The sequence below is a fragment of the Streptomyces sp. NPDC054872 genome (assembly GCF_053610705.1).
The window spans coordinates 84,753-110,538 of sequence record NZ_JBSGYY010000017.1 but is presented as its reverse complement, the minus strand read 5'-3'; the positions used below and the strand labels follow the sequence as shown (position 1 = coordinate 110,538).

Here is a 25,786-nt window from a genome sequence, read left to right as displayed (position 1 = left end):
CGCTCGGGCCTAGGCTGGAGGCATGAGTACGTTGCGCGGGCGGGGAACGGTCGAGGGGCTGCCCCAGTGGGGCCGCTGTGCGGTCATGGGGGTCGTGAACGTGACCCCCGACTCCTTCTCCGACGGGGGCCGCTGGTTCGACACCACGGCCGCCGTCAAGCACGGCATCGACCTGGTCGCCCAGGGCGCCGACCTGGTCGACGTGGGCGGTGAGTCCACCCGTCCCGGCGCCACGCGCGTGGACGAGGACGAGGAGCTGCGGCGTGTGGTCCCCGTCGTGCGGGGCCTGGCGGCGGAAGGTGTGACGGTCTCCGTGGACACCATGCGCGCCACCGTCGCCGAGCAGGCCCTGGCCGCGGGCGCCGTCCTGGTCAACGACGTCAGCGGTGGTCTCGCCGACGAGCGCATGGTCCCCGCGGTCGCCGCCGCGGGCGCGCCGTTCGTGGTGATGCACTGGCGCGGTTTCCTCGCCGACATCCATGCCACGCCCGTGTACGAGGACGTGGTCTCCGAAGTCGTCGACGAGCTCCACGCGCGCGTGGCGGCCGCCATCGAGGGCGGCATCGCCCCCGAGCGCATCGTCGTCGACCCGGGCCTCGGCTTCTCCAAGAACGCGGAGCACGACCTGGCGCTCCTGGCCCGCATCGACCGCCTGCGCGAACTCGGCCACCCGATCCTGGTCGCCGCCTCCCGCAAGCGCTTCCTCGGCCGCGTCCTCGCCGGCCCCGAGGGCGCCCCGCCGCCCGCCCGCGAGCGCGACGCGGCCACCGCCGCGGTCTCCGCCATCGCCGCCCACCAGGGCGCGTGGGCGGTCCGTGTGCACGAGGTGCGGGCCACCGCCGACGCCGTCCGTGTCGCACACGCCGTGACCAGCGCGGCGGGCGGTCCTCGGTGACCGGGGCCAGGACCGACGTCGAACAGGTCGAGCTGGCCAACACGGCCTTCTACGAAGCACTGGAGCGCGGCGACTTCGACGAGCTCTCCGACCTCTGGCTGGACGCGGACGCGGCCCCCGAGGCGCACGACCCCGACGCCAGGGACGACGAGGACATCGCACAGGACGGCGCCGAAGCCGCGATCTCCTGCGTCCACCCCGGCTGGCCGGTGCTCACCGGCCGCGGCGAGGTCCTCAGGTCGTACGCGCTGATCATGGCGAACACCGAGTACATCCAGTTCTTCCTGACCGACGTGCACGTCGCTGTGGCCGGTGACACCGCCCTGGTGACCTGCACGGAGAACATCCTCAGTGGCGGCCCGCCCCCCGAGGCGGGCGGCGAACTCGGTCCGCTCGTCGGCCAGCTCGTCGTCGCCACCAATGTGTTCCGCCGCACAGTCGACGGCTGGAAGCTCTGGTCGCACCACGCCTCACCCGTACTCGCCGAAACCGACGACGAAGAGGGCGAGGACACACCCTCTTGAGTGGGTAGGGGCGATTCCGGGAGCCCCCGCGGACGAGGGCTGTCAGTGCGCGCAGGTAGATTCGATCGAGGCCGGTGTTCCGACCGCACTCGGTGCAGGCCTGCCGATAACGACGATTGCAGGAGTGATTCGCGTGGATCGTGTCGCGCTGCGCGGCCTCAAGGCCCGTGGACACCACGGTGTCTTTCCGCGGGAACGCGAAGAGGGCCAGACCTTCATCGTGGACCTGGTTCTTGGCCTGGACACCCGTGCGGCCGCCGCCGACGACGACCTGGCGAAGACCGTGCACTACGGCGTCGTGGCCGAGGAGGTCGTGGCCGCCGTCGAAGGCGACCCGGTGGACCTCATCGAGACCCTCGCCGAGCGCATTGCACAGACGTGTCTGAAGCACGAAGGGGTCCTGGAGGTCGAGGTGTGCGTCCACAAACCGGACGCCCCGATCACCGTCCCCTTCGACGACGTGACCGTCACCATCACCCGGAGCCGAGTATGACCGCGTTTTCCACGCAAGGGCAGAGCGACCCGACCGTCCAGCCGGTGCCCACCGCCGTCGTGGAGCAGGTCGACGCCGCCGACACCACCCTCTCCAACCCCAAACGCGCCGTGATCTCCCTCGGCAGCAACCTCGGCAACCGCCTGGAGACACTGCAGGGCGCCGTCGACGCCCTGGAGGACACCCCGGGCCTGCGCGTCAAGGCCGTCTCCCCGGTGTACGAGACGGAGCCCTGGGGCGTCGATCCCGGCACCCAGCCGTCGTACTTCAACGCGGTCGTCGTGGTGAAGACGACCCTGCCGCCCTCCTCGCTCCTGGAGCGGGCGCACGCCATCGAGGAGGCCTTCCACCGCGTACGGGACGAGCGCTGGGCCGCCCGCACGATCGACGTCGACATCGTGGCGTACGCGGACGTCGTATCGGACGACCCCGACCTCACGCTGCCCCACCCGCGCGCGCACGAACGTGCCTTCGTCCTGGCCCCCTGGCACGACGTGGAGCCCGAGGCCCGGCTGGCGGGACGCGGCGAGGTGGCCGACCTGCTCGCCAAGGTCACCCGCGAAGGCGTCACGCCCCGTGTCGACCTGGAACTCCGCCTGCCCGAGTAATCGTTAGGGTCTATCGGACCCGCACGATCGAGATCGACAAGAAGCTCGACAAGAAGCGGTCCGTACGACGATGAAGGGTCATCCGTGAAGCAGCTGCGCATCAGGACACTGATCGGCCTCTTCCTGGTGGCCGGCGTGCTGTCCTGGGCGGGCGCCCGGCTGTGGGACTCCGTGGGCACCCTCCCGCGGGTCCCGCTGGCCGCGCCCATCGTGCTCGCGGTGATCGCCGTTGTGCTCCTTGCCACGGCCCTCTCCCTGCGCGCCCGGCTGCGCGCACAGCGCGAGCGACGCCCCGGAGCCAAGGGCGTCGATCCGATGATGGCCGCCCGCGCGGTCGTCTTCGGCCAGGCGAGCGCCCTGGTGGCCGCCCTGGTCGCCGGGATGTACGGCGGCACGGGCGCCTTCCTCCTGGAGTACCTGGACGTCCCGGCCCGCCGCGACCAGGCGATCTACGCCGGGCTCTCCCTGGTGGCCGGCATCGCGGTCATAGCGGCCGCCTTCTTCCTGGAGCGCGTCTGCAGGCTCCCGGAGGACGACGACGAGACCGGCGGAACGGCCGCGGCCGCCTGATCCCGCGCCTCGTCTGTCGCGCCTCGTTGACGCGCCTCGTCAGCGCGCCATGATCAGGCTCATCGCCTCGTTGCGCGTCGCGGGGTCGCGCAGCTGCCCGCGCACCGCCGAAGTGATCGTCTTCGCGCCGGGCTTGCGCACCCCGCGCATGGTCATGCACATGTGCTCGCACTCGACGACCACGATGACGCCGCGCGGCTCCAGGATCTCCATCAGCGAGTCGGCGACCTGCGTGGTCAGCCGCTCCTGCACCTGCGGACGGCGTGCGTACACGTCCACGAGGCGGGCGAGCTTCGACAGTCCGGTGATCTTGCCGTCGGAGGACGGGATGTAGCCGACGTGCGCGACACCGTGGAAGGGCACCAGGTGATGCTCACATGAGCTCTGCACCTCGATGTCCTTCACCAGGACCATCTCGTCGTGGCCGAGGTCGAACGTCGTCGTCAGGACGTCCTCGGCCTTGAGCCACAGACCGCCGAATATCTCCCTGTACGCGCGTGCCACGCGACCCGGGGTCTCCCTCAGGCCCTCGCGGTCCGGGTCCTCCCCGACCGCGATCAGCAGCTCACGCACGGCGTTCTCGGCCCGCTTCTCGTCGAAAACGCCGATCGTGCCCTCGCCGTCCAGCGTCACGGGGTCGGTCATCTGTGCCTCGTTCCTTGCGTTTCATGCGTCACTGCGTACGAAAGCGCTACCGCGTACGAAAAAAACTGCGCCCCCCAGGCTAGAACCAGGGGGGCGCAGCTTCCATTCCGGGCCTGTTGAGGCGACCGGGGGGATCAGCCTTCGGGGCGATCCTCCTTGGTCACGTCGATCGGCGTCTCCGTCGGGCCGGCGGTCACCGCGGGCGTGGCGCCGTTCGCGCCGTTCGTCAGTGACAGCTCCCGGGGGGAGAGCACCGGCGGACGGGTCGAGGGCGTACGCCGCGAGGAACCGGTCCACGCCGGGCGTGCCGGACGCTTCACGATGCCCGCGAAGACCTCGGCGATCTGCTCCTTGTTGAGCGTCTCCTTCTCGAGGAGCTGCAGAACCAGGTTGTCGAGAACGTCGCGGTTCTCGACGAGGATCTCCCAGGCTTCGTTGTGCGCGGTCTCGATGAGCTTCTTGACCTCTTCGTCGACCAGCGCCGCGACCTCTTCCGAGTAGTCGCGCGGGTGACCCATCTCGCGGCCCAGGAACGGCTCGGTGTTGTCGCCACCGAACTTGATCGCGCCGAGCCGCTCGGTCATGCCGTACTGCGTGACCATGGCCCGTGCGGTCGCGGTGGCCTTCTCGATGTCGTTCGCCGCGCCCGTCGTCGGGTCGTGGAAGACGAGCTCCTCGGCCGCGCGCCCGCCCAGCATGTACGCGAGCTGGTCGAGCATTTCGTTGCGCGTGGTCGAGTACTTGTCCTCTTCGGGCAGGACCATGGTGTAACCCAGGGCCCGGCCGCGCGACAGGATCGTGATCTTGTGGACCGGGTCCGAGTTCGGAGACGCCGCCGCGACCAGGGCGTGTCCGCCCTCGTGGTACGCGGTGATCTTCTTCTCCTTGTCGGACATGATCCGCGTCCGCTTCTGCGGACCCGCCACGACGCGGTCGATCGCCTCGTCCAGTGCGTGGTTGTCGATCAGCTTCTTGTCGCCGCGCGCCGTGAGGAGCGCCGCTTCGTTCAGCACGTTCGACAGGTCGGCACCGGTGAAGCCCGGCGTACGCCGGGACACCGCGCCCAGGTCGACGTCCGGGGCGACCGGCTTGCCCTTCTGGTGAACCTTGAGGATCTCCAGACGGCCCTGCATGTCCGGGCGGTCGACCGCGATCTGACGGTCGAAACGGCCGGGGCGCAGGAGTGCCGGGTCGAGGATGTCGGGGCGGTTCGTGGCGGCGATCAGGATGACGCCGCCCTTCACGTCGAAGCCGTCCATCTCGACGAGCAGCTGGTTCAGCGTCTGCTCGCGCTCGTCGTGACCGCCGCCCATACCGGCACCGCGGTGCCGGCCGACGGCGTCGATCTCGTCGACGAAGACGATCGCCGGGGCGTTCGCCTTGGCCTGCTCGAAGAGGTCACGCACACGCGACGCACCGACACCGACGAACATCTCGACGAAGTCGGAACCGGAGATCGAGTAGAAGGGGACGCCGGCCTCACCCGCGACAGCGCGCGCGAGGAGCGTCTTGCCCGTACCGGGCGGCCCGTACAGGAGCACGCCCTTGGGGATCTTGGCTCCGACGGCCTGGAACTTCGCAGGCTCCTGGAGGAACTCCTTGATCTCGTGGAGTTCCTCGACGGCCTCGTCCGAGCCTGCGACGTCGGAGAACGTCGTCTTCGGGGTGTCCTTGGTGATCAGCTTGGCCTTGGACTTCCCGAACTGCATGACCCGGGAGCCGCCGCCCTGCATCTGATTCATCAGGAACAGGAAGACGACGACGATGAGTACGAAGGGGAGCAGGGAGAGCAGGATGCCGACGAACGGGTTCTGCTTCGACTCCGAGACGGTGTAGCCATCCGGAATCTTCTTGTCCTCGAACTTCTCCTGCAAGGTGTTGGCGATGGCGACACCCTGGTCGCCGATGTAGCTCGCCTGGATCTTGCTGCTGTCCTTGACCTTCTGGCCGTCCTTGAGCTCGACCTTGATGGTCCGCTCGTCACCGGTCGTGAGCTTGGCTGACTCGACCTTGTCGTCGTTGATCGCCTGCACAACCTGGCCGGTGTCCACCGTCTTGTAGCCGCCGGACGAACCGACGACCTGCATCAACACGACCACGGCAAGGACGGCCAGCACGATCCACATGACTGGCCCACGGAAGTATCGCTTCACGTCCATCCATACGGAGCGAAGACGCCCCGTCCCTCCTGCCATAGTGAGTTTGATAAAGACTGTTCTTCGGACGGTACCCCAGCATTGTCACCCGAAGCCGCACGGGACGGCTGACAAACCCGTCTTCGCATGCTTCAACGCGGGGAAACGGGTGAGGGTTCCCGGCCGCCTCCGACGAGTTGGCCGGGAGAGGGCCGGGAGGCCCGGTGATCAGCCGCCGTAGACGTGCGGTGCGAGGGTGCCGACGAACGGCAGATTGCGGTACTTCTCCGCGTAGTCCAGGCCGTACCCGATGACGAACTCGTTCGGGATGTCGAAGCCGACCCATTCCACGTCGATGGCGACCTTGGCCGCCTCGGGCTTGCGAAGCAGCGTGCACACCTTCAGCGACGCGGGCTCGCGCGAGCCGAGGTTGGAGAGCAGCCAGGACAGCGTCAGACCGGAGTCGATGATGTCCTCGACGATCAGGACGTGCTTGCCCTTGATGTCGGTGTCCAGGTCCTTGAGGATCCGCACGACACCGGAGGACTGGGTGCCCGCGCCGTACGACGACACGGCCATCCAGTCCATGGTGAGCGGGGTGGACAGCGCACGCGCCAGGTCCGCCATGACCATCACCGCGCCCTTGAGCACACCGACGATCAGCAGGTCCTTGCCCGCGTACTCCGCGTCGATCTTCGCGGCCAGCTCTGCCAGCTTCGCGTCGATCTCTTCCTTGGTGATGAGCACCGACTGAAGGTCGGTGCCCATGTCTTTCGCGTCCACCCGCATCACTTTCGGTCGTCCGTCACACCGGCTGTGCGGGACCCAAAGGCCCCTCGGTCAACAGCCTTGCCGGATCACCAGTCTGCCACCCTGGCGCTGGGCGACGACTTTGCCCGGGAGATTGATGGCTCCCTGGCCGCGCCAGCCCGTGATCAGCCGGTCGACCTCTTCGAGGTGCCGGGCGAACAGCGCACCGGCCGGGGCGCCCGCCTCGATGGCGGCACGGCGGACGATGCGACGGCGCACGGCGGGCGGCAGGGCGTAGAGCTTGGCGCACTCCAGGAGTCCCGCGGCGTCGCGCACGGAAGCTTCCGCCTGTGCGGCCCAGTGGTCCAAGGCGTCGGCGTCATCCCGGGACAACTGGGCCGTACGGGCGAGTGCTTCCACGACGCCCTTGCCGAGGGCCTTCTCCAGGGCGGGCAGGCCCTCGTGCCGCAGCCGCGAGCGCGTGTAGGCGGGGTCGGTGTTGTGCGGGTCGTCCCAGACGGGCAGCGACTGGACCATGCAGGCCTTGCGGGCGGTCTGCCGGTCGATGTGCAGGAAGGGGCGGCGGTAGCGGCGGTCGGCCCCCGGGCCGCCCGACACGGCGGCCATCCCGGACAGGGAACGGATGCCGGAGCCGCGGGCGAGACCGAGCAGGACCGTCTCCGCCTGGTCGTCGCGGGTGTGGCCGAGCAGGATCGCGGCGGCGCCGTGCCGCTCGGCGACGGCGTCGAGCGCGCCGTACCTCGCGTCGCGGGCCGCGGCCTCGGGGCCGCCGTCCCGGCCGACGTCGACGGCGACGGACTCGATCGGGTCGAGGCCGAGGGCGGTGAGCCGCGAGACGACTTCGGCGGCGCGCAGATCGGACCCGTCCTGCAGTCCGTGGTCGACGGTGACGCCGCCGGCGCGGATGCCGAGTTTGGGGGCCTCGAAGGCGAGGGCGGAGGCGAGCGCCATGGAGTCGGCACCGCCGGAGCAGGCGACAAGCACGAGTGGCGACGCGGCCTGCTCGCGTGGAGGGTGGGGGTGAGCGGTGCGTGGAGGGATGAGCTCGGGGGTGCGCTGTGCGTCAGGGCGCCTCTGGTCGCGGCGCTGGGTGTCGGTGCGCTGTACGTCGGTGCGCTGTACGTCGGTCAGTACGTCGTGGAGTACGCGGCGGACCGCCAGGCGTATCGCCGCGACCGCAGGATGGGGACCCATGTCCGGTTCCCTTCATGAAGTTCGGGGGTGAGCCTCGGACCTGTCACTCAGGACCACACTCGGGGAGATCGGGCCTCAGACAGATCCCAGAGGTTAGTCACTCAGAGTGTGTCGATGGTGACAGAGCCGAGCCGTTCCCCGAGCATTGCACGCCTACCCATGGCTCACGGTCCCTCGGACGGGTGATTGCAGGGGCGTTCCCCTGCCATCGGCCGCAACTCGCTCCCCTCCTGCCCTCACTCTCCCTTACGGTGCACCCGCGCGACCCAGTCCGCCGGTTTGGCGATCTCCGACTTGGTGGGCAGCGTGTTCGGCGAAGTCCAGACCCGGTTGAAGCCGTCCATTCCGACCTCGCCGACGACCGCGCGCACGAAACGCTCGCCGTCCCGGTATTGGCGCAATTTCGCGTCGAGACCGAGGAGCTTGCGCAGGGCCTGGTCAAGGCGGCTCGCCCCGCGTGCCCTGCGCTGCTGGAATTTGTCCCGGATCTCGCCGACGGAGGGCACCACGTCGGGCCCGACGCCGTCCATCACGAAGTCCGCGTGGCCCTCCAAGAGCGACATGACCGCCGTGAGCCGGGCGAGGATCTCGCGCTGGGCGGGGGTCTGGACCAGCTCCACGATGGAGCGGCCCCCGTCGTCCTCCTCGCCCTCGGGCCGGCCGCCCGCGAGGGACTGGGCCGCTTCCCTGATGCGCTCCAGGACCGTCATCGGGTCGACCTCGGTCTCCGAGAGGAACGACTGGATCTCGCCCTCGAGGTGGTCGCGCAGCCAGGGAACGGCGGAGAACTGTGTGCGGTGCGTCTCCTCGTGCAGGCACACCCACAGCCTGAAGTCATGGGGGTTCACGTCGAGTTCGCGCTCGACGTGCACGATGTTCGGGGCCACGAGGAGGAGCCTGCCGCCGCCGTGTTCCCCCGCGGGGAGGTCGCGGGTGGCCGGGGCGAAGGTCTCGTACTGCCCGAGGACCCGGGAGGCGAGGAAGGAGAGCAGCATGCCCAGCTCCACGCCGGTGACCTTGCCGCCGACCGCGCCGAGCACGGCGCCCGGGCCGCCGGAGCGGCGGTCCTGCATCTTGTCCAGGAGGGGCTTGAGGATCTCCCGGAAACCGGCGACGTTCGCCTTGATCCATCCGGCGCGGTCGACGACGAGCACCGGGGTGTCGTGAATGTCCTCCGTGCCCATCCGGGTGAAGGCCCGGACGTGCTCCTCCGAGGACTTCGCATGCTTTCGGAGCTCGGCGACGATGGCCCGCGCCTCGTCCCGGCTCACTTCTGGACCCGGCCGCACGAGCCGGGTCGCGGTCGCCACCGCGAGATTCCAGTCGACCATCTCCGCACCACCGATGCTCGTCATGCGTCAACGGTACGTGGTCGGCTCCGCCCGCGGAGGGGGTTGAACCCCGAGATTGCCCCACTCCGCGCCCGTAGGGGTCAACGAGGCGGGGCGAGGGTCAGCGGCAACCGCACTTCGCCACCGCCGACGCCATGTCGTCCAGTGCCGACTGGGCCGCCTTGGGGTCCGTCGTGCCCGTCGTCATGAAGGCGAAGACCAGGAGGCGGCCCTCCGTGTCGACGACCGTGCCCGCCAGGGTGTTCACGCCCGTCAGGGTGCCGGTCTTGGCGCGGACGACGCCGGTGCCCGGGGAGTCCTTGGGATAGCGGTCCACCAGAGTGCCCGTGAAGCCCGCCACCGGCAGGCCCGTCACCACGGAGCGCAGTTCGGGGTGGGCGGGGTCGGCGGCGCGGGCCAACAGCGCGGCGAGCAGTTCGGCCGAGCTGCGGTCGGCTCGGTCCAGGCCGCTGCCGTCGGCGAACTTCGTGCCGTCGAGCGGCAGCTGCGCCTTCTTGAGCTGCGCGTCGATCGCCCTGCCCGCGCCGTCGAAGCTCGCCGGCTCCTTCGAGGCGAGCGCCGTCTGGCGGGCCAGCGCCTCCGCGATGTCGTTGTCGCTGTGCGTCAGCATCCGTTCGACGAGTGCCGACAGGGGCGGGGACTCGACCTCGGCCAGGGACTCGGCCCGGTCGCCCGCCTTGGACGGGCCGGGGTCCTTCTTGTCCTTTCCGCCGATGCCGGTCTCGATGCCCTCCTTCTCCAGGAGGCCGGCGAACTTCTTCGCCGCGTCGCCCGCCGGGTCGCCCGAGCGCGGGGCGGGGCCGCTCGACGAGTCGTCGAGGCGGCCCTCGTCGGCCATCAGGGCGCTGACCAGGGTGAGGTTCTCGTTCGGGCCGATGGGGTGCTGCTGCTCCCCGCTGTAGAGCGAGGTGTCGTACGTCAGGGTCACCTTGTCGGTGCCGCGCTTCTTCAGGGCGCGGGCGGTGTCCTCGGCCAGCTCGCGCAGGCTGGCGGCGCTTTCCGAGAAGGGGCCGTCCTTGCGTGCGGTGAGCGTGGGGTCGCCGCCTCCGACGAGGACGACCTCCTTGGAATCCGGCTCGATGACCGTCTTCGTGGTGATGCGGTGGTCCGCGCCCGCCGCCGTCAGCGCCGCGACCGCCGTAGCGATCTTGGTGGTGGACGCGGGCGTCAGTGCCTCGCCGCCGCCCTTGCCGTAGACCCGCCGCCCGGTGCCCGCGTCGATCACGACCGCCGAGCGTTCGGGGCCCAGCGCCTTGGCCTTCAGGAGCGGATCGAGGACCCCCGCCACCGCCTTGCCGTCCGGAGCGGGCGCGGAGCCGCCGTGCGCGGAGCCCGCGGGCACGCCGAGGCCCTTGAGCACGGACGGAGCGCTCGGGGCGGCCGCAGGGGCCCGTCCGGACGTACGACCGCCGTGATCTGTGCCACCCCCGGCCTCCTGAGCAGCCGCCCAGTCCCGCTCGGCCGTACGCTGACCGGAGGAGTCCCAGGGCCCTGCCGCGGCCACGGCACCAGCCGCGATCGCGAGTCCGACAGTGGCCGCACCCGCCGTGAGCTGCAAGGTCTTGCGCTTCGCAGGATTCTTGAGAGCGGCGGAGATCTTGGGAGCCGACGGCTTGGGAAGCTGCTCGAACAGCTTCCCGACCTGCTGCCGGGTCTGCTGCCAAGGCTTGAGCTCGGGCACGACGACCAGCCCCTTTCGCGATCACACATCTGCGTGAGGGACACTTAACCACCCGAAGTATGTGCTGATCATGGAGGAGCCACCCGTGGAGTTCGACGTCACCATCGAGATTCCGAAGGGTTCGCGGAACAAGTACGAGGTGGACCACGAGACCGGCCGGATCCGCTTGGACCGTCGCCTCTTCACGTCGACCAGCTACCCCGCGGACTACGGCTTCGTCGAGAACACCCTCGGCGAGGACGGTGACCCGCTGGACGCCCTCGTCATCCTGGACGAGCCGACCTTCCCGGGCTGCCTCATCAAGTGCCGCGCGATCGGCATGTTCCGGATGACCGACGAGGCCGGCGGCGACGACAAGCTGCTCTGCGTCCCGGCGTCGGACCCCCGCGTGGAGCACCTGCGCGACATCCACCACGTCTCCGAGTTCGACCGCCTGGAGATCCAGCACTTCTTCGAGGTCTACAAGGACCTGGAGCCCGGCAAGTCCGTCGAGGGCGCCGACTGGGTCGGCCGCGCGGACGCCGAGGCCGAGATCGAGAAGTCGTACAAGCGTGCGGAGGCCCAGGGTCACTGAGCCCTGCCCGCCTCTGACGGGCCGCGTGGCCTTCGCGAAGACGATCTTCACGAAGACCGCGCGGCCCGTTCGCGTATCTGTGCGCATACTGTTCGTACTGGAGGTGCACAAGGTACGTATGTGGGAGCGAGGCAGTGAAAGTGGCTGACCAGGAGGCCGAAGACCGCAAGCCACAGTCGGACGAGGCCCGGAGTGCGTTCACTCAGCCCACCGGCGTGATGCAGCAGCCACCGCCACCCGAGGACGAGTCGCAGACGACGTCCGAGTTCGCGATCCCGAACGGCCTTGCGAGTCCCGCGTCGACGACGCAGGAGACGGAGAAGTCGGCGTTCACCACGCCGCACACCTACAGCTCCCGCAACGCGCCGCCCGCGTTCACGCCCCCGCACGGCATACCCCTGGTGAAGCTCACCAAGGAGACGCCCTGGCAGGACCAGATGCGCACGATGCTGCGCATGCCGGTCGCCGAACGGCCCACTCCGGAGGCCACGCAGAAGCACGAGGACGAGACCGGTCCCGCGGTGCCGCGTGTGCTCGACCTGACGCTGCGTATCGGCGAGCTGCTCCTCGCGGGCGGCGAGGGCGCCGAGGACGTGGAAGCGGCCATGTTCGCCGTCTGCCGCAGTTACGGCCTCGACCGCTGCGAGCCGACCGTCACGTTCACGCTGCTCTCGATCTCGCACCAGCCGTCCCTGGTGGAGGACCCGGTCACCGCCTCCAGGACGGTGCGCCGCCGGGGCACCGACTACACCCGTCTCGCGGCAGTCTTCCAGCTGGTGGACGACATCAGCGACACGGACATCGACATCACCCTGGAAGAGGCCTACCGCCGTCTGGCGGCCATCCGGCGTAACCGTCACCCGTACCCCGGGTGGGCGCTCACGGCGGCCAGCGGTCTGCTCGCGGGTTCGGCCTCCGTGCTCGTCGGCGGTGGCGCGCTGGTCTTCCTGGTCGCGGCGTTCGGAGCGATGCTCGGCGACCGGCTCGCCTGGCTGTGCGCGGGCCGCGGTCTTCCGGAGTTCTACCAGTTCGTGGGGGCCGCGATGCCGCCCGCGGCGATGGGCGTCACGCTCAGCCTCGTGCACTCCCAGGAGGTCAACGCCTCCGCTGTGATCACCGGTGGTCTCTTCGCGCTGATCCCCGGAAGAGCCCTGGTGGCGGGCGTACAGGACGGTCTGACCGGCTACTACATCACCGCGGCCGCCCGTCTCCTGGAGGTCTGCTATCTCGTCGTGGGCATCGTCGTCGGCGTCCTGCTCGTGCTGTCGCTCGGCGTGATGCTGGACGCGACGAGCCTGCAGCCGGAGACCGCGTTCGTGGCGACCGACTCGCGGCCGGTGATCCAGATCCTGGCGTCGATGGCGCTGAGTCTGGCCTTCGCGATACTGCTCCAGCAGGAACGTCACACCGTGCTGATCGTGACCCTCAACGGCGGTATCGCCTGGGTCATGTTCGGCGCCCTCGCCCAGACCTCGCTGGAGCTCTCGCCGGTCGCCGCGACGGCCGTCGCGGCCGGGCTCGTGGGCCTGTTCGGCCAGCTCTTCTCGCGCTACCGCTTCGCTTCTTCACTGCCGTACGTCACCGCGGCCATCGGCCCGCTGCTGCCCGGTAGCGCCACGTACTTCGGTCTGCTCGCGCTCGCGCAGAACGACATGAACACGGGCATCAACTCGCTCACCAAGGCGGCGGCGACGGCACTGGCCATCGCGATCGGCGTGAACCTGGGCAGCGAGGTCTCGCGGATGATCCTCAAGATCCCGGGCGCCACCACCGCGGCGAACCGCCGCGCGGCCAAGCGGACCCGAGGCTTCTGACCCCGGGTCCGGACGGCCGTACCGACGGCTAGCGCTTGGCGTGCCGGCCGCGTGACGCCGGGGCCGCCCCGGGGGCCTCGCCCTCGGCCGCCGCGGCCTTCTTGGACTTGCTGCGTGCCCGCAGGAACTCGATCGCGATCGGCACCACCGAGATCAGGACGATCAGGATGAGGATCGCCTCGATGTTCTTGTGCACGAAGTCGATCTTGCCGAGCCAGGCGCCGAGCATCGTGACACCGGCACCCCAGAGGATGCCGCCGATGATGTTGAACGTGATGAACGAGCGGTACCGCATGCCGCTGACGCCGGCGATGATCGGCGTGAACGTCCGCACGATGGGCACGAAGCGGGCCAGGACCAGCGACTTCGGGCCGTACTTCTCGAAGAACTCGTGCGCCTTGACCACGTTCTCCTGCTTGAACAGCTTGGAGTCCGGGCGGTTGAAGAGCGCGGGGCCGACCTTCTTGCCGAAGAGGTAGCCCGCCTGGTCGCCGAGGATCGCGGCGATGCAGATGAGGACGATGCAGAGCCAGAGCGGGAAGTCGAGCTGCTTCGTCGTGATCAGCAGACCCGTCGTGAACAGCAGCGAGTCACCCGGCAGGAAGAAGCCGATGAGCAGGCCCGACTCGGCGAAGACGATCGCGAGCAGACCCCAGACCCCGAACGTGTTCAGGAGGTAATCCGGATCCAGCCAGCTTGGTCCGAGCGCAAGCGTCGTCACGGTTCGGGGCTCCTGTGGGTGAGAGGGCGATGCGGCGGGGGGATGGCCGCCCAAAGCTATCAACGCGAGGTGACGTGCCCAGGTTCCAGCGTTCTTCCCAGGGTGCACTGTGCGTGTTCCGGGGCAAAGCTGTGTGCCGTGGGTATCGAAGACGCACAACAGATTATCGGTGAGGTCTTCGGCCTCGCAGGGCGCTCCCGGCCGTAAGGGGCGTCCACCATTGGTGAACGCCCCTTACCGGCACTTACCGGCGCTTGCCGGCGGTTGCCCTCAGCCGTTGCGCGCCGCGTTCGCCAGGATCGCGTCCCGCATATAGACGGCGAGCCCGGGCCGGATCGCCTCATAGGTGGCCGTGAACCGCTCGTCCGCCACGTACATCTCGCCGAGGCAGGTGTGGAACTCGTGCGTGCAGGCGTAGTGGAAGCGCGTGATGAGGACGCGGTGCTCCTCCGCCGCGTCCATCGCCTCCACGGAGTCCGCGGGCAGGCCCCGCGCGAGCAGGTCGGCCATGCGCGCGTGCACCGCGTTGAACGAGTCGTTGATCCGCTGCCAGTCCTCCTTGGTGTAGGAGGCCGCCTTGCGCTGCGACTCCTTGTACGCGTCGGTGTCGCCCCAGCGGCGCTCGACCTCCTCCGCGTACTGGTCGGGGTCGCCCCCGAAGACCTCGAACTTCTCCTCGGGGGTGAGGTTGATGCCCATCTTCTTCGCCTCCATGGCGTGCTCGACGGCGGCGGCCATCTCCTGGAGCCTGCTGATCCGGGCGGTCAGCAGCTCGTGCCGGCGGCGCAGGTGGCCGCGCAGGTCCGTTTCCGGGTCGTCCAGAAGGGCCGCCACCTCATCGAGGGGGAAGCCGAGCTCCCGGTAGAACAGGATCTGCTGCAGCCGGTCCATGTCGGCGTCGTTGTAGCGCCGGTGGCCTGCGTGGCTGCGCTCGCCGGGTGCGAGCAGGCCGATCTCGTCGTAGTGGTGCAGCGTGCGCACCGTCACTCCGGCGAAACCGGCGACCTGTCCCACGGAATAGCTCACGTGGCTCATGGCTTGCGCCCCTCTCTCGGTACACGCCTCAGCCTGGATCCTCACGTCACGTGAGGTGCAAGTGCAGACCCCGGCAGCCGCCCATATCCTCGCCAGAAGGGACGCGAAAGGCACGCCAGACAACCTCACGCCCACGAGGAGACCGCCCATGCCGCTCCACCGCAGCGAGGACCCGAACGGCGACTCCAAGGGGCGCACCCTCGCGGTGAACCCCTTCTACGGAGAGGCGAACCCGGTCAGCGGCATGACCGAGGCCCCGCCCAAGCACCGCCTCCCCGACGGGCCGCTGCCTCCCACGACGGCGTACCAGCTGGTGCACGACGAGCTGATGCTCGACGGCAACTCACGGCTCAACCTCGCGACCTTCGTCACGACGTGGATGGAGCCGCAGGCCGGCGTCCTCATGGCGGAGTGCCGGGACAAGAACATGATCGACAAGGACGAGTACCCGCACACCGCCGAGCTGGAGCGGCGCTGCGTGGCCATGCTCGCCGACCTGTGGCACGCGCCGGACCCCGCCGGTGCCGTCGGCTGCTCGACGACCGGGTCCAGCGAGGCGTGCATGCTGGCCGGGATGGCGCTCAAACGCCGCTGGGCCAAGGACAAGCGGAACAGCGACCGCTACCCCTCCCCCACCGCGCGCCCGAACCTGGTCATGGGCGTCAACGTCCAGGTCTGCTGGGACAAGTTCTGCAACTTCTGGGAGGTCGAGGCGCGCCAGGTCCCCATGGAGGGCGACCGGTACCACCTCGACCCGGTGGCCGCCGCCGAGCTCTGCGACGAGAACACGATCGGCGTCGTGGCCGTGCTCGGCTCCACCTTCGACGGGTCGTACGAGCCGGTGGCCGAGCTCTGCGCGGCTCTCGACGACCTCCAGGAGCGCACTGGCCTCGACATCCCCGTGCACGTCGACGGGGCGTCGGGCGCGATGGTGGCGCCGTTCCTCGACGAGGACCTGGAGTGGGACTTCCGGCTGCCGAGGGTGGCCTCGATCAACACGTCGGGTCACAAGTACGGTCTTGTCTATCCGGGCGTCGGCTGGGCGCTGTGGCGGGACGCGGACGCGCTTCCGGAGGAGCTGGTCTTCCGGGTGAACTACCTCGGCGGTGACATGCCGACGTTCGCGCTGAACTTCTCCCGGCCGGGCGCGCAGGTCGTCGCGCAGTACTACACGTTCCTGCGGCTGGGCCGCGAGGGCTACCGCGCGGTCCAGCAGGCGGCCAGGGACGTCGCCCGCGGCCTCGCGGACCGCATCGAGGCCCTCGGCGACTTCCGGCTGATCACGCGCGGGGACCAGCTGCCGGTGTTCGCCTTCACGACGCGGGACGACGTGCAGGCGTACGACGTCTTCGACGTGTCCCGGCGGCTCCGCGAGCGCGGCTGGCTGGTCCCCGCGTACACCTTCCCGGCCCACCGCGAGGATCTGGCGGTCCTGCGCGTGGTCTGCCGCAACGGCTTCACGGCCGACCTCGCGGAGCTCTTCCTGGAGGATCTGAGCAGCCTGGTGCCCGAACTGCGGCGGCAGCCGCACCCCTTGACCCAGGACAGGGACGCGGCGACGGGCTTCCACCACTAGAAGCCGCGCACCGCGTCCCCGGGGTTACTTGCTGAGGCCCCCGAACCTGCGCACCGCGAGCGGCATGAAGATCCCCACGAGCACCACGGGCCACATCACCGCGAGCAGTCCCGCGTGCTCGGCGGCCCATGAAGTGCCGACGACACCGGGGTCGTTGCCGAACAGGTCGCGGACCGCCGTGGCCGTCGCCGACATCGGGTTCCACTCGACCGTCGCGCCGAGCCAGCCCGGCATGTTCTGCGGGACGGTGAAGGCGTTGGAGAGGAATCCGACCGGCCAGACCAGGATCTGCACGGCCATGACCAGCTCCGGCTTGCCCGCGACCATCGCCAGGTGGATGCCGATCCACAGCATCGCGAACCGCAGCAGGAGCAGCAGACCGACCGCGCCGAGCACCTCGCCGACCGAACCGTGCCAGCGCCAGCCGATCGCGAGGCCGACGCCGATCATGACGATCAGCGAGACGAGCGACTGCAGCATGTCGGCCACCGAACGGCCCACCAGAACGGCGCCGTTGGTCATCGGCATGGACCGGAAGCGGTCGATCACACCCTTGTTGAGGTCCTGTGTGACGGCGACCATGGTCGCGTCCAGACCGAAGGTCATGGTCAGCGCGAACATGCCGGGCACCAGGAACTCGGCGTAATCGCCGGCGATGCCCTTGCCGCCGCCGATCAGGAAGTTGAACATCAGCAGGAACATCACCGGGAAGGCCAGGCCCACGAGCACCTGCACGGGCTGGCGTGCCCAGTGCGCGAGTTCGCGCCGCGTCATGGTCCAGGAGTCGAGCGCGGCCCACCGGACGGGCGTGCCGCCCGCCACCGGAGTGCGGCTGATCGTCGTCGTGCTCACACGGCCTCCTTCGTACGTTCCTGGTCATCGGCACGGCCCGTGCGGTCATCCGCGGGGCCGGTCAGGCGCAGGAACGCCTCGTCCAGGGTCGGCCTGCGCACCGCGATGTCCTCGGCCTCGACACCGGCCTCGCGCAGGGCCTGTACGACGCCGGTGAGGGCCTCCATACGGTCGGCCACCGGGGCGCTGACGAGGCGGCGGTCCGCGTCCACGGTGGCGTCGCCGGGCAGGAGGCGCGCCGCCAGCTCCAGTTGGGCCGCGTCGCGCACCACCACGTCGATGCGGTCGCCGCCCGTCTTCGACTTGAGCTCGTCCGCCGTGCCGTCCGCGATGACCCGGCCCCGGTCGATCACCGAGATGCGGTGGGCGAGCTGGTCCGCCTCTTCGAGGTACTGGGTGGTGAGCAGCACCGTCGTGCCGCCGTCGACCAGCGAGCGCACCGCCTCCCAGACCTCCGTGCGTCCACGGGGGTCGAGCCCGGTCGTCGGCTCGTCGAGGAAGAGCACGTCGGGCTCCGTGATGAGCGAGGCCGCCAGGTCCAGGCGGCGCCGCATGCCGCCGCTGTACTGCTTGACCGCCTTGCGGCCGGTGTCCCCGAGCCCGAACCGCTCCAGGAGCTCGTCGGCCCGCACGCGCGCGTGGCGTGCGCCCAGGTGGTAGAGCCGCCCGAACATGTCCAGGTTCTGCCGGCCGCTCAACTCCTCGTCCAGGGCGGCGTGCTGACCGAGCAGCCCGATGCGCCTGCGCACCTCGTCCGGATGGCGCCGAACGTCGTACCCGGCGACCTCCACCCGGCCCTCGTCCGCCCGCAGCAGGGTGGCGAGCACCCGTACCGCGGTGGTCTTGCCGGCGCCGTTCGGGCCGAGCACGCCGTGCACCGTGCCGCGCCCGACCGTCAGGTCGAGGCCGTCGAGCGCCCGCTTCTCCCCGTACCGCTTCCGTGCGCCCTCGACGACGATCGCGTCCGTCATCCGTCTCCCTCCGAGCCACTGCCACACCTCGTAGTCAAACTTGACTACAAGCACAACGCGAAGGAAGGTAACCCCGAATCTCGGATTAGTCAAACTTGATCAATGACTCGGTACGTCCGTTGCTCAGCCGTCGTCCCCCGCATGCGGCTCCCCGGTCGCGAACGGGTTCTCCTCGCCCTCGGCGAGGACGCCGACGAACGGCTCACCCTCCCCCGCGAACGTGTACGCCCCACCCTCGATCCGCTCGATCAGTCCGCGCGTCCACTCCATGCCGCCGTCGGCCGTGTGGACCCAGAGGTTCATGATCTCGCCGATGTGCCCGAGCTGCTCCGGACCCTCCTCGGGCGTGTAGTACTCGGTCACGGACCTGCGCCACTCCTCGATGCCCGCCACCCGACGCTTCAGCAGGTCGACCGCCTCCGCCCGGGGCAGGTCGACGATGAAGCCCAGGGCCGCGGAGAGCATGTCCGGCCGCTGGTCGTACGAGACGAGGTTCGACCGGAGCAGGTTCAGGAACTCCTCGGTGCCCGCCTCGGTGATCTCGTACTCCGTGCGCGGGGGCCCACCGGCCGTCGACGGGGCGATCTCGTGGGCGAGCAGCAGGCCTTGCTTGGCCATCTGCTTCAGCGCGTGGTAGATCGATCCGGGCTTGGCGTTGGACCACTCGTGGGCGCCCCAGTACTCCAGGTCGTTGCGCACCTGATAGCCGTGGGCCCGTCCGTGCTGACGGACGGCGCCGAGGACAAGGAGTCGGATCGCCGACATCAAAGCCACCTCCTTCTAATCAACTTTGATTAGAGTAGCCGCATGGCCGAGACAATGATCCCTCTCCTCCCCTGCCACGAGCTCGACGAGACCCTGGATTTCTACAAGGCCGTCGGCTTCGAGGTGACCTTCTACCAAAAGGCGCCCAATGCGTTCGCCGCGATGCGGCTCGACGACATGGAGCTGCAGTTCTTCCGGCTCAAGGGCTACGACCCGCAGGCCTCCTACAGCACCTGCTACGTCGTGACCGACCGCGTGGACGCCCTCCACGAGGCCTTCCGCGCCGGACTCAAGCAGACCCTCGGACGGATACCGACCCGCGGCCTGCCCCGGATCGGAACCGTACGGGACATGAGCTACGGCGTACGGCAGTTCCTGATGACGGACCCGGCAGGCAACTGCGTACGCATCGGGCAGCCCATCGCCGAGTCCTTCGAGCACACGCCGGTACCGAGGGAGAGGTACGCGCGCGCCCTGCACCAGGCCATCCTCCTCGGCGAGTCCAAGCAGGACTACGCGGCCGCCCTCCGCGTCATCGACCACGCCCTCGCCGCCGACGGCACCCCCACCCCCGACCAGCTGCGGGAGCTGCACGCCCTGCGGGCGGAGATGGCCGCGCAGCTCGACGGCCGCTAGCCGCTCGCCCTGGCGGCCGGGCTCTAGTCCCAGCTCTCGCCGCGCTCCAGGGCCACCAGCTCGAAGGCGGTCTTGCCGTCGAGGGTCTCGCGGATGATGTCGGCGTGGCCCGAGTGCCGGGACATCTCGGTGATCAGGCGCAGGAGCACCCACCGCATCGACACGTCCTCCTTCGGGAACCACGGCTCGTCCGGAAGCGCGAAGGTCTCGTCCAGCGTCGGCCGGGAGCGGATGAACTCCTCGGTGCGCTCGGCGACCCGGCGCCAGTACGCGAGCGCCGAGTCGACCGTCTCGCCCTCGATCAGGCGGAAGCACTCGTCCCAGTTCGCCTCGGTCCGCTCGACGGCGGGGGCGACACCCATGGCCCGCGAGATCCAGCTCTCCTCGACCTCAGCGACATGCTTGAGCAGCCCGGAGAGCGAGAGATCACTGGCGCTCGGCTTCGTGGCCGCCTGCTCGTCGGTCAGGCCGATCAGGGCCCGCCGGATGCCGCCGCGCTCCGCGTCGAGGAAGGCGAGCAGCGCGCCGCGCTCGTCGCCGGGAGCCTCTGCGTTGACGTGGGTGACCATGGGGTCCGCCTCTCTCCGAGAGCCAGTTGGAGCCTGCCGGGCTTTCCGACACCACGAACGTTACGGACCCTTGCGGTCAGGTTCTGTCCGCAAGGGTCCGCGAGTTCATGCCGTATTCGTGCCGTGCGCGCGTGCCGTACTCGTGCCGTGCTCGGGTGGCTCAGAAGGGGAACTGCGAGCGCCCGTGCTGCACGGAGATCCACTTCTGCGTGGTGAACGCCTCCACCGTCGAGTCGCCGTTCAGGCGGCCGACGCCCGAGGCCTTCTCGCCGCCGAAGGGCACGATCGGCTCGTCATGCACGGTGCCGTCGTTCACGTGGAACATGCCGCTGTTGATCCGCCGCGCGAACCGTACGCCGCGCTCGACGTCGGCGGTGTGGACGGCGCCGCTGAGCCCGTACGGGGAGTCGTTGGCGACCCGTACGGCCTCTTCCTCGCCGTCGAAGGGCACGAGCAGCGCCACCGGGCCGAAGATCTCCTGCCGCAGGGCGGGAGAGTCGGCCGGCAGGTCCGTCAGGACGGTGGGCGACACCAGATTGCCCTCGGTGCGGCCGTGCAGCAGCGCCTTCGCGCCCGCCGCCACGGTCTGGTCGACGAGCTTCGTCACCGCCTCCGCCTGCGAGGAGTTGATCAGCGGGCCGATGTGGGTCGCCGGGTCCGCCGGGTCGCCGACGTTCAGCGAGGCGACCTTCGCGACGAACTTCTCGGTGAACTCCGCCTCCACCGACCGGTCCACGAGGATGCGGTTGGCGGCCATGCAGACCTGCCCCTGGTGCACGAAGCGGCTGAAGACCGCCGCGTCCACGGCGTAGTCGATGTCCGCGTCGTCCAGGACGACCAGCGCGCTGTTGCCGCCGAGTTCCAGGATGGAACGCTTGAAGTGCGAGGCGCAGACCGTGGCGACATGGCGGCCCACGCGGTCCGAACCGGTGAAGGAGATGACGCTCGGCACCGGGTGCTCGATGAACGCGTCATTGATCTCGGCGATGTCGGTGATGACCACGTTCAGCACGCCGGCCGGCAGACCCGCGTCCTCGAACACCTTCGCAAGGAGGCTGCCGCCCGTCACCGGGGCGTTCTGGTGGGGCTTGAGCACCACCGCGTTGCCGAGGGCCAGCGCGGGGGCGACGGTCTTGGTGGAGAGCAGGAGCGGGAAGTTGAACGGGCTGATGGCTCCGATCACGCCCACCGGCTCGCGGTAGAGGCGGTTCTCCTTGCCCTCGCCGGGCGACGGCAGGATGCGGCCCTCGGGCAGCAGCGCGAAGTTCACCGACTCGCGCAGGAACTCCTTGGTGAGGTGGAGCTCGAAGGCCGCCTTGAGCCGGGTGCCGCCCAGCTCGGCGACTATCGCCTCGGATATCTCTTCCTCACGGTCCTCGATGATGCGCAGGGCACGCTCGAAGACCGCGCGCCGGGCGTAGGGGTTGGTCGCGCCCCACTCCTTCTGCGCGCGTTCGGCCGCTCGGTAGGCCTGGTCCACTTCGTCGGCCGTCGCCACGGTGATCGACGCCAGCTTCTCCCCGTCGTACGGATTGAAGTCGATGATGTCCCAGGAGCCGGAACCGGCCTTCCACTCACCGTCGATGAACTGGTGAGCCAGGTCAGTGAAGAAGGACATGAGACCCCTTGCCGCAGACAGACAGTGCAGACGGACGTGCAGACACCTGATTTCACGTCATCGTACTGACCGGTCACGTCAGTTGGAGCAGACCTCGCAGAAGATCGCGACTATCGGCCGGATCAGGGCTGTCGCTCTGCAACTCGCCCACCACCCGCTCGTACTGGCCGACTTCCTCGGGCTTGTCGAGGTACAGGGCTCCGGTCAGCTGTTCCACGTACACGACGTCCGAGAGGTCCGATTCGGGGAAGCGCAGCATGGTGAACGCTCCGCTCTCGCCCGAGTGCCCACCGAAACTGAACGGCATGACCTGAAGAGTGACATTCGGCCGTTCGGAGATGTCGATCAGATGCTGGAGCTGACCCCGCATCACTTCCCGGTCCCCGTACGGGCGTCGGAGCGCCGCCTCGTCGAGTACGCAGTGGAAGCGGGGCGCACGCTCGGAGATGAGGAGCTTCTGGCGTTCGAGGCGCAGGGCGACGCGGCGTTCGATGTCGGCCTTGCTCGCGCCCTTCATGCCGCGCGCGACGACCGCGTGGGCGTACGCCTCGGTCTGCAACAGGCCGTTGACGAACTGGACTTCGTAGACGCGGATGAGTGACGCGGCGCCCTCGAGACCCACGTACGTCTGGAACCAGCCCGGCAGGACATCCGAGTAACTGTGCCACCAGCCCGCGAGGTTGGCTTCCTTGGCGAGCGAGAGCAGCGCGACGCGCTCGGCCTCGTCGGTGACGCCGTACAGCGTCAACAGGTCCTCGACGTCCCTGGACTTGAAGCTCACCCGTCCCAACTCCATGCGGCTGATCTTCGATTCGGAGGCTCGGATCGAGTAGCCGGCCGCTTCACGGGTGATGCCGCGCGATTCCCTCAGGCGCCTGAGTTGCGAGCCAAGGAGCATGCGCCGTACGACCGAGCCGCTCGACTCCCCTGCGGTCACTTCGCTCAATCCTCCCCATCACTTGGAAGCCAGCAGTCTGCCATTAAACGCTTCAGGCCGTACTCGTTCGGTTACAGAAACGGAAAGCCTTCGGAAGTCCTCCACAAGAAGTCGTAGGAAGAAATGGGCAAGAAGTGGCACGGGATCGACCAAGTCCGGCGCGTGCACGTGCATCTGCCCTTGCATCTGCTGTACGCATTCGGAACCATGGTCCGCGCGCCACTGCTGTTCACCGTCGCACCGAGCTGTACCGATGCGTCGCGGCGCCGCTGTACCGACCGCACCACCGCTCCATCGCTATGTACCGCGAAACCGGGGAGTGCCTCGCATGGGGACGAATGGATCGACCATGCTCGAGCCGTTACGGCAGGGCCTTCCCCCACTCGACCCCTCAGCCGTCTCCAGCGCCGCGTCCTGCTCGCTGCCCGCCCGCTATGAAGCGGTGGGCAGCGCACGGCAGTTCACCCGCAAGACGCTGTGTCAGTGGGAACTGGAAGAGCGCTTCGACGACATCGCCCTCGTCGTCTCCGAACTCGTCACCAACGCCCTCAGACACGCGCTGCCCTCGGACACCCCGCGCGACCACGGCCCGCCGGTGCGGCTGCATCTGATGCGCTGGACCTCACGCCTGGTGTGCGCGGTACGCGATCCCAGCGACGACAGTCCGGTCGCGCGTGAGGCCGACGACGACTTCTCGGCCGAGTCGGGCCGCGGCCTGTTCCTGGTGGACTCGTTCAGCGACAGCTGGGGCTGGCACCCGCTCGCGGGCGCGCTGCGGGGCAAGGTCGTCTGGGCGCTGTTCCAACTGGCCTGATCCGAAGGCCGACAGCCGGCTCGGCGTACGCACACCGGCCGACGCGGACACGCACACGTGTCAGCGGACCGCCGCGCGATTCAGTGGCGTGAACTCCGTTCAGGAGCGGGGCTAACCACCTATCAGGTGGTCGAACTCCCCATCCTTCATCCCGAGCAGCATCGCCTCGATCTCGGCGCGCGTGTAGACGAGCGCCGGCCCCTCGGGAAAGCGCGAGTTGCGCACGGCGACCTCGCCGCCCGGCAACTTCGCGAACTCCACGCAGGCACCCTGCGAGTTGCTGTGCCTGCTCTTCTGCCAGACCACCCCGTGAAGCTCCGTGGCGGCCATGCCGTTAAACACGTGATGCACAGTCGCTCCCCGGTGGTGCAGTGCCTGGTGTGGCTCTAGATCGCTCTAGATGCAGTGGTCAACTGTCCCGGATCATAGCTGTGTTCACATGCTGATGCATGGGCAGATGCACGTGCACGCGGGGTGCTCTCTTGATTACAGTTCCGTCAGCACCTGCCCAGGTCCCCGCGGGCCATGCGAACACCGTCCAAGGTAGAGACGCACGGCGTGCCCTTCCTGTTCCAACGTTTACGCATCAGCCTGACGGCGGTGCGGTTCAGCGGGCCGATCCGTAGGGCAGCAGGGCCATCTCCCGCGCGTTCTTGATCGCGCGGGCAAGGAGCCGCTGCTGCTGGGCGGAGACCCGGGTGACCCGCCGGGAGCGGATCTTCCCCCGGTCCGAGATGAACGTGCGGAGCAACTCCGTGTCCTTGTAGTCGATGTACGTGACCTTCGCCTGGTCGAGGGGATTGGGGCGCGGCTTCTGCTCACGACCGGACGGCTTGCGCGGGGACATTCAGACCTCCAGGAGAGTGTCGAAGGCGGGGGGCAGGTGTTTCCAGGCGGCGCGCCCGGCGGCGTACTCCTCGTCCGTCAGGAGGCAGGACTCCAGGAGCGTTTCGAGGCCTTCGCGGTCCAGGCCGGGCGAGACGAAGACCAGGTGCTGGCAGCAGTCGCCGTGCTCGGGATGCCAGTCGAGCGCGGCAGCGGCCCGCCGCACCGGCGGCACCATCTCCCACGCGGCATCGGGCAGCGAGGCCAGCCACGGCCCCGCGCTCTCCACGCACAGCGCGCCGCCCGCCGCGTCCCAGCCGAGCAGCGTGTCCGGGTGGTCGGCGAGCCAGAACCGGCCACGGCTGCGGGCCGCCGCACAGGTCAGATCCTCCAGCGCCTGGTAGAGCCGCTCCGGATGGAAGGGCCGGTCCCGGTGCCATACGAGGGTGGCGACCCCCGCCTCGTCGGCGTCGGTCGGCAGCAGCGCACAGGACGGATGCTGGGCCGCGGCCGCCGCCTCGACGTCGAATCCGGCGAGCGCGGCACCCGCCAGGTCCCCATGACCGCTGATCGGGACCTGACGGGCGGTCGGGTGGAGCTGGGCGAGGAGCGCGCGGTCCTCGTCATCGGCCTCGGGAGAGTCCGCGACGGCGAGCACCGGCGCGTATTCCAGCTGGCGGGCCCAGGTGTCGGCGACCGTGCGCTGATCGGTGATGGCCGCGGCGAGCCCGGCCTCCATCAGGTCGTCGCCGTTGCCCAGGTAGGGCAGCATGAGCGCCGGGTCGACGGCCGTGATCACGCCGGTCAGCCGCAGCCCCTCGTGCGCGTGCGACGTAATCACCTCGGCCATCGCCTTGGGCTCCACGGAGTCCCACAGCTCGACGATCGCAAGCCGCGTGAGACCGGAGTCCGCGAGCCGTTCGAGCTCGGGCACCAGGTCCTCGCGCAGGGCGCAGCACGCGCAGTCGTTGACCAGCGGCGCCTCGCCGGAGGAGAGCACTCCGCCGACGTCGCGCACGGTGCGTACGACGGTGCCGTGCACGGCCGTCGCCAGGTCATGGTGGAGCGCGACGCTTCCGGGGACGGTGGCCAGGAGCCGCTCGACGGCTGCCTTACGGGCGTCGGAGTGAAGCCCTCCGACGATGGCGACGTCCATTCCGCCTGACCGGTCGGCGGGGTTCACCGGGTTGCTGGGGTTGCCGGGGTTGTTG

The 25,786-nt window shown here is 69.3% G+C and carries 27 protein-coding genes; 10 read left to right on the top strand and 17 right to left on the bottom strand.

The genetic code is table 11. The features are described 5' to 3' along the window. The first annotated feature begins 22 nt into the window (after window positions 1–22). The 5 genes from folP (at window position 23) to ACWGIH_RS22285 (ending at window position 3,090) form a co-directional block, all read left to right on the top strand. Window positions 23–895 (top strand): dihydropteroate synthase, encoded by an 873-nt coding sequence (folP, locus tag ACWGIH_RS22305; protein ID WP_453444678.1) that lies wholly within the window; start codon window positions 23–25, stop codon window positions 893–895. Further along, window positions 892–1,419, top strand: a complete 528-nt coding sequence (locus ACWGIH_RS22300) for a nuclear transport factor 2 family protein (protein WP_453444677.1) — start codon at window positions 892–894, stop codon at window positions 1,417–1,419. Before folP ends, ACWGIH_RS22300 begins: the two co-directional genes overlap by 4 nt. A 133-nt stretch (window positions 1,420–1,552) precedes the next feature. Next, window positions 1,553–1,912 carry a dihydroneopterin aldolase gene (folB, locus tag ACWGIH_RS22295; protein ID WP_160506392.1) on the top strand — a complete coding sequence of 120 codons (360 nt, stop codon included), beginning with the start codon at window positions 1,553–1,555 and terminating at the stop codon, window positions 1,910–1,912. Continuing rightward, complete coding sequence (gene folK, locus ACWGIH_RS22290; protein ID WP_453444675.1) at window positions 1,909–2,520, top strand: 2-amino-4-hydroxy-6-hydroxymethyldihydropteridine diphosphokinase; 612 nt, start codon at window positions 1,909–1,911, stop codon at window positions 2,518–2,520. The genes folB and folK overlap by 4 nt, the downstream gene beginning before the upstream one ends. Before the next feature lie 84 nt (window positions 2,521–2,604). Beyond that, the gene (locus ACWGIH_RS22285; protein WP_453444674.1) at window positions 2,605–3,090 is read left to right on the top strand and encodes a DUF3180 domain-containing protein; all 486 of its coding nucleotides are present in this window, start codon (window positions 2,605–2,607) and stop codon (window positions 3,088–3,090) included. Window positions 3,091–3,129: 39 nt separating this feature from the next. On the opposite strand, the gene folE is transcribed toward ACWGIH_RS22285, so the two are convergent. The 6 genes from folE to dacB all read right to left on the bottom strand — a co-directional run bounded on the left by folE (window position 3,130) and on the right by dacB (window position 10,868). Continuing rightward, window positions 3,130–3,735: a GTP cyclohydrolase I FolE gene (folE, locus tag ACWGIH_RS22280; RefSeq protein WP_363310308.1), complete on the bottom strand. Its 606-nt coding sequence runs from the start codon at window positions 3,733–3,735 to the stop codon at window positions 3,130–3,132. A 134-nt stretch (window positions 3,736–3,869) separates the two neighbouring features. Next, on the bottom strand, window positions 3,870–5,894 hold the full coding sequence (gene ftsH / locus ACWGIH_RS22275) for an ATP-dependent zinc metalloprotease FtsH (protein WP_453444673.1): 2,025 nt from the start codon (window positions 5,892–5,894) through the stop codon (window positions 3,870–3,872). Between the two features lie 204 nt (window positions 5,895–6,098). Next, on the bottom strand, window positions 6,099–6,659 hold the full coding sequence (hpt, locus tag ACWGIH_RS22270) for a hypoxanthine phosphoribosyltransferase (RefSeq protein WP_135330538.1): 561 nt from the start codon (window positions 6,657–6,659) through the stop codon (window positions 6,099–6,101). A gap of 51 nt (window positions 6,660–6,710) precedes the next feature. After that, window positions 6,711–7,835: a tRNA lysidine(34) synthetase TilS gene (tilS, locus tag ACWGIH_RS22265; RefSeq protein WP_453444672.1), complete on the bottom strand. Its 1,125-nt coding sequence runs from the start codon at window positions 7,833–7,835 to the stop codon at window positions 6,711–6,713. 236 nt (window positions 7,836–8,071) lie between these two features. Further along, window positions 8,072–9,190, bottom strand: a complete 1,119-nt coding sequence (locus ACWGIH_RS22260) for a zinc-dependent metalloprotease (RefSeq protein WP_453444671.1) — start codon at window positions 9,188–9,190, stop codon at window positions 8,072–8,074. Between the two features lie 97 nt (window positions 9,191–9,287). Then, window positions 9,288–10,868 (bottom strand): D-alanyl-D-alanine carboxypeptidase/D-alanyl-D-alanine endopeptidase, encoded by a 1,581-nt coding sequence (gene dacB, locus ACWGIH_RS22255; protein WP_453444669.1) that lies wholly within the window; start codon window positions 10,866–10,868, stop codon window positions 9,288–9,290. 85 nt (window positions 10,869–10,953) lie between these two features. Between dacB and ACWGIH_RS22250 the strand changes: the two genes are divergently transcribed. After that, the gene (locus tag ACWGIH_RS22250) at window positions 10,954–11,442 is read left to right on the top strand and encodes an inorganic diphosphatase (protein ID WP_135330561.1); all 489 of its coding nucleotides are present in this window, start codon (window positions 10,954–10,956) and stop codon (window positions 11,440–11,442) included. 140 nt (window positions 11,443–11,582) lie between these two features. Next, on the top strand, window positions 11,583–13,256 hold the full coding sequence (locus ACWGIH_RS22245; RefSeq protein WP_453444668.1) for a threonine/serine ThrE exporter family protein: 1,674 nt from the start codon (window positions 11,583–11,585) through the stop codon (window positions 13,254–13,256). Between the two features lie 28 nt (window positions 13,257–13,284). Here ACWGIH_RS22245 and ACWGIH_RS22240 read toward each other — a convergent pair whose 3' ends face one another. After that, complete coding sequence (locus ACWGIH_RS22240; protein ID WP_399397147.1) at window positions 13,285–13,977, bottom strand: DedA family protein; 693 nt, start codon at window positions 13,975–13,977, stop codon at window positions 13,285–13,287. Between the two features lie 270 nt (window positions 13,978–14,247). Then, entirely contained in the window at window positions 14,248–15,003 is a 756-nt protein-coding gene (locus ACWGIH_RS22235; RefSeq protein WP_453444756.1) for a MerR family transcriptional regulator, read from the bottom strand. A 157-nt stretch (window positions 15,004–15,160) separates the two neighbouring features. Here ACWGIH_RS22235 and ACWGIH_RS22230 point away from each other — a divergent pair, with 157 nt between their 5' ends. Continuing rightward, complete coding sequence (locus ACWGIH_RS22230) at window positions 15,161–16,588, top strand: glutamate decarboxylase (protein ID WP_453444667.1); 1,428 nt, start codon at window positions 15,161–15,163, stop codon at window positions 16,586–16,588. A 24-nt stretch (window positions 16,589–16,612) separates the two neighbouring features. Here the strand turns inward: ACWGIH_RS22230 and ACWGIH_RS22225 are convergent, their stop codons facing one another. From ACWGIH_RS22225 to ACWGIH_RS22215, 3 genes are all read right to left on the bottom strand, one after another. Beyond that, window positions 16,613–17,362, bottom strand: coding sequence for an ABC transporter permease (locus ACWGIH_RS22225; protein ID WP_453444754.1), 750 nt, complete (start codon window positions 17,360–17,362; stop codon window positions 16,613–16,615). 74 nt (window positions 17,363–17,436) lie between these two features. Next, on the bottom strand, window positions 17,437–18,411 hold the full coding sequence (locus tag ACWGIH_RS22220; protein ID WP_453444666.1) for an ATP-binding cassette domain-containing protein: 975 nt from the start codon (window positions 18,409–18,411) through the stop codon (window positions 17,437–17,439). A 123-nt stretch (window positions 18,412–18,534) separates the two neighbouring features. Further along, the gene (locus ACWGIH_RS22215) at window positions 18,535–19,176 is read right to left on the bottom strand and encodes a PadR family transcriptional regulator (protein ID WP_453444665.1); all 642 of its coding nucleotides are present in this window, start codon (window positions 19,174–19,176) and stop codon (window positions 18,535–18,537) included. A gap of 42 nt (window positions 19,177–19,218) precedes the next feature. Here ACWGIH_RS22215 and ACWGIH_RS22210 point away from each other — a divergent pair, with 42 nt between their 5' ends. Beyond that, window positions 19,219–19,812, top strand: coding sequence for a bleomycin resistance protein (locus tag ACWGIH_RS22210; protein WP_453444663.1), 594 nt, complete (start codon window positions 19,219–19,221; stop codon window positions 19,810–19,812). A 23-nt stretch (window positions 19,813–19,835) separates the two neighbouring features. On the opposite strand, the gene ACWGIH_RS22205 is transcribed toward ACWGIH_RS22210, so the two are convergent. The 3 genes from ACWGIH_RS22205 to ACWGIH_RS22195 form a co-directional block, all read right to left on the bottom strand. After that, a complete protein-coding gene (locus ACWGIH_RS22205; RefSeq protein ID WP_453444662.1) occupies window positions 19,836–20,381 on the bottom strand; it encodes a DinB family protein in 546 nt (181 codons plus the stop codon). A gap of 160 nt (window positions 20,382–20,541) precedes the next feature. Next, complete coding sequence (locus tag ACWGIH_RS22200) at window positions 20,542–21,999, bottom strand: aldehyde dehydrogenase family protein (protein ID WP_453444661.1); 1,458 nt, start codon at window positions 21,997–21,999, stop codon at window positions 20,542–20,544. 73 nt (window positions 22,000–22,072) lie between these two features. Then, a complete protein-coding gene (locus ACWGIH_RS22195) occupies window positions 22,073–22,936 on the bottom strand; it encodes a helix-turn-helix domain-containing protein (RefSeq protein ID WP_453444660.1) in 864 nt (287 codons plus the stop codon). A 328-nt stretch (window positions 22,937–23,264) separates the two neighbouring features. Between ACWGIH_RS22195 and ACWGIH_RS22190 the strand changes: the two genes are divergently transcribed. Continuing rightward, window positions 23,265–23,750, top strand: a complete 486-nt coding sequence (locus tag ACWGIH_RS22190; protein WP_365826055.1) for an ATP-binding protein — start codon at window positions 23,265–23,267, stop codon at window positions 23,748–23,750. 111 nt (window positions 23,751–23,861) lie between these two features. Here ACWGIH_RS22190 and ACWGIH_RS22185 read toward each other — a convergent pair whose 3' ends face one another. The 3 genes from ACWGIH_RS22185 to ACWGIH_RS22175 form a co-directional block, all read right to left on the bottom strand. Beyond that, window positions 23,862–24,101, bottom strand: a complete 240-nt coding sequence (locus ACWGIH_RS22185) for a DUF397 domain-containing protein (protein ID WP_453444658.1) — start codon at window positions 24,099–24,101, stop codon at window positions 23,862–23,864. Window positions 24,102–24,357: 256 nt separating this feature from the next. Further along, window positions 24,358–24,597, bottom strand: coding sequence for a 30S ribosomal protein S18 (gene rpsR / locus ACWGIH_RS22180; protein WP_453444657.1), 240 nt, complete (start codon window positions 24,595–24,597; stop codon window positions 24,358–24,360). Continuing rightward, on the bottom strand, window positions 24,598–25,731 hold the full coding sequence (locus ACWGIH_RS22175) for a CobW family GTP-binding protein (protein WP_453444753.1): 1,134 nt from the start codon (window positions 25,729–25,731) through the stop codon (window positions 24,598–24,600). It abuts the gene before it with no gap. Between the last annotated feature and the right edge of the window lie 55 nt (window positions 25,732–25,786).

What these genes read in the sequence shown, in the direction of transcription:
- folP (WP_453444678.1), top strand. Translation starts at nt 23, where the DNA reads ATGAGTACGTTGCGCGGGCGGGGAACGGTCGAGGGGCTGCCCCAGTGG.
- folK (WP_453444675.1), top strand. Translation starts at nt 1,909, where the DNA reads ATGACCGCGTTTTCCACGCAAGGGCAGAGCGACCCGACCGTCCAGCCG.
- folE (WP_363310308.1), bottom strand. Translation starts at nt 3,735, where the DNA reads ATGACCGACCCCGTGACGCTGGACGGCGAGGGCACGATCGGCGTTTTC.
- ftsH (WP_453444673.1), bottom strand. Translation starts at nt 5,894, where the DNA reads ATGGACGTGAAGCGATACTTCCGTGGGCCAGTCATGTGGATCGTGCTG.
- hpt (WP_135330538.1), bottom strand. Translation starts at nt 6,659, where the DNA reads ATGCGGGTGGACGCGAAAGACATGGGCACCGACCTTCAGTCGGTGCTC.
- tilS (WP_453444672.1), bottom strand. Translation starts at nt 7,835, where the DNA reads ATGGGTCCCCATCCTGCGGTCGCGGCGATACGCCTGGCGGTCCGCCGC.
- ACWGIH_RS22260 (WP_453444671.1), bottom strand. Translation starts at nt 9,190, where the DNA reads ATGACGAGCATCGGTGGTGCGGAGATGGTCGACTGGAATCTCGCGGTG.
- ACWGIH_RS22230 (WP_453444667.1), top strand. Translation starts at nt 15,161, where the DNA reads ATGCCGCTCCACCGCAGCGAGGACCCGAACGGCGACTCCAAGGGGCGC.
- ACWGIH_RS22225 (WP_453444754.1), bottom strand. Translation starts at nt 17,362, where the DNA reads ATGACGCGGCGCGAACTCGCGCACTGGGCACGCCAGCCCGTGCAGGTG.
- ACWGIH_RS22220 (WP_453444666.1), bottom strand. Translation starts at nt 18,411, where the DNA reads ATGACGGACGCGATCGTCGTCGAGGGCGCACGGAAGCGGTACGGGGAG.
- ACWGIH_RS22215 (WP_453444665.1), bottom strand. Translation starts at nt 19,176, where the DNA reads ATGTCGGCGATCCGACTCCTTGTCCTCGGCGCCGTCCGTCAGCACGGA.
- ACWGIH_RS22210 (WP_453444663.1), top strand. Translation starts at nt 19,219, where the DNA reads ATGGCCGAGACAATGATCCCTCTCCTCCCCTGCCACGAGCTCGACGAG.
- ACWGIH_RS22205 (WP_453444662.1), bottom strand. Translation starts at nt 20,381, where the DNA reads ATGGTCACCCACGTCAACGCAGAGGCTCCCGGCGACGAGCGCGGCGCG.
- ACWGIH_RS22200 (WP_453444661.1), bottom strand. Translation starts at nt 21,999, where the DNA reads ATGTCCTTCTTCACTGACCTGGCTCACCAGTTCATCGACGGTGAGTGG.
- ACWGIH_RS22190 (WP_365826055.1), top strand. Translation starts at nt 23,265, where the DNA reads ATGGGGACGAATGGATCGACCATGCTCGAGCCGTTACGGCAGGGCCTT.
- rpsR (WP_453444657.1), bottom strand. Translation starts at nt 24,597, where the DNA reads ATGTCCCCGCGCAAGCCGTCCGGTCGTGAGCAGAAGCCGCGCCCCAAT.
- ACWGIH_RS22175 (WP_453444753.1), bottom strand. Translation starts at nt 25,731, where the DNA reads ATGGACGTCGCCATCGTCGGAGGGCTTCACTCCGACGCCCGTAAGGCA.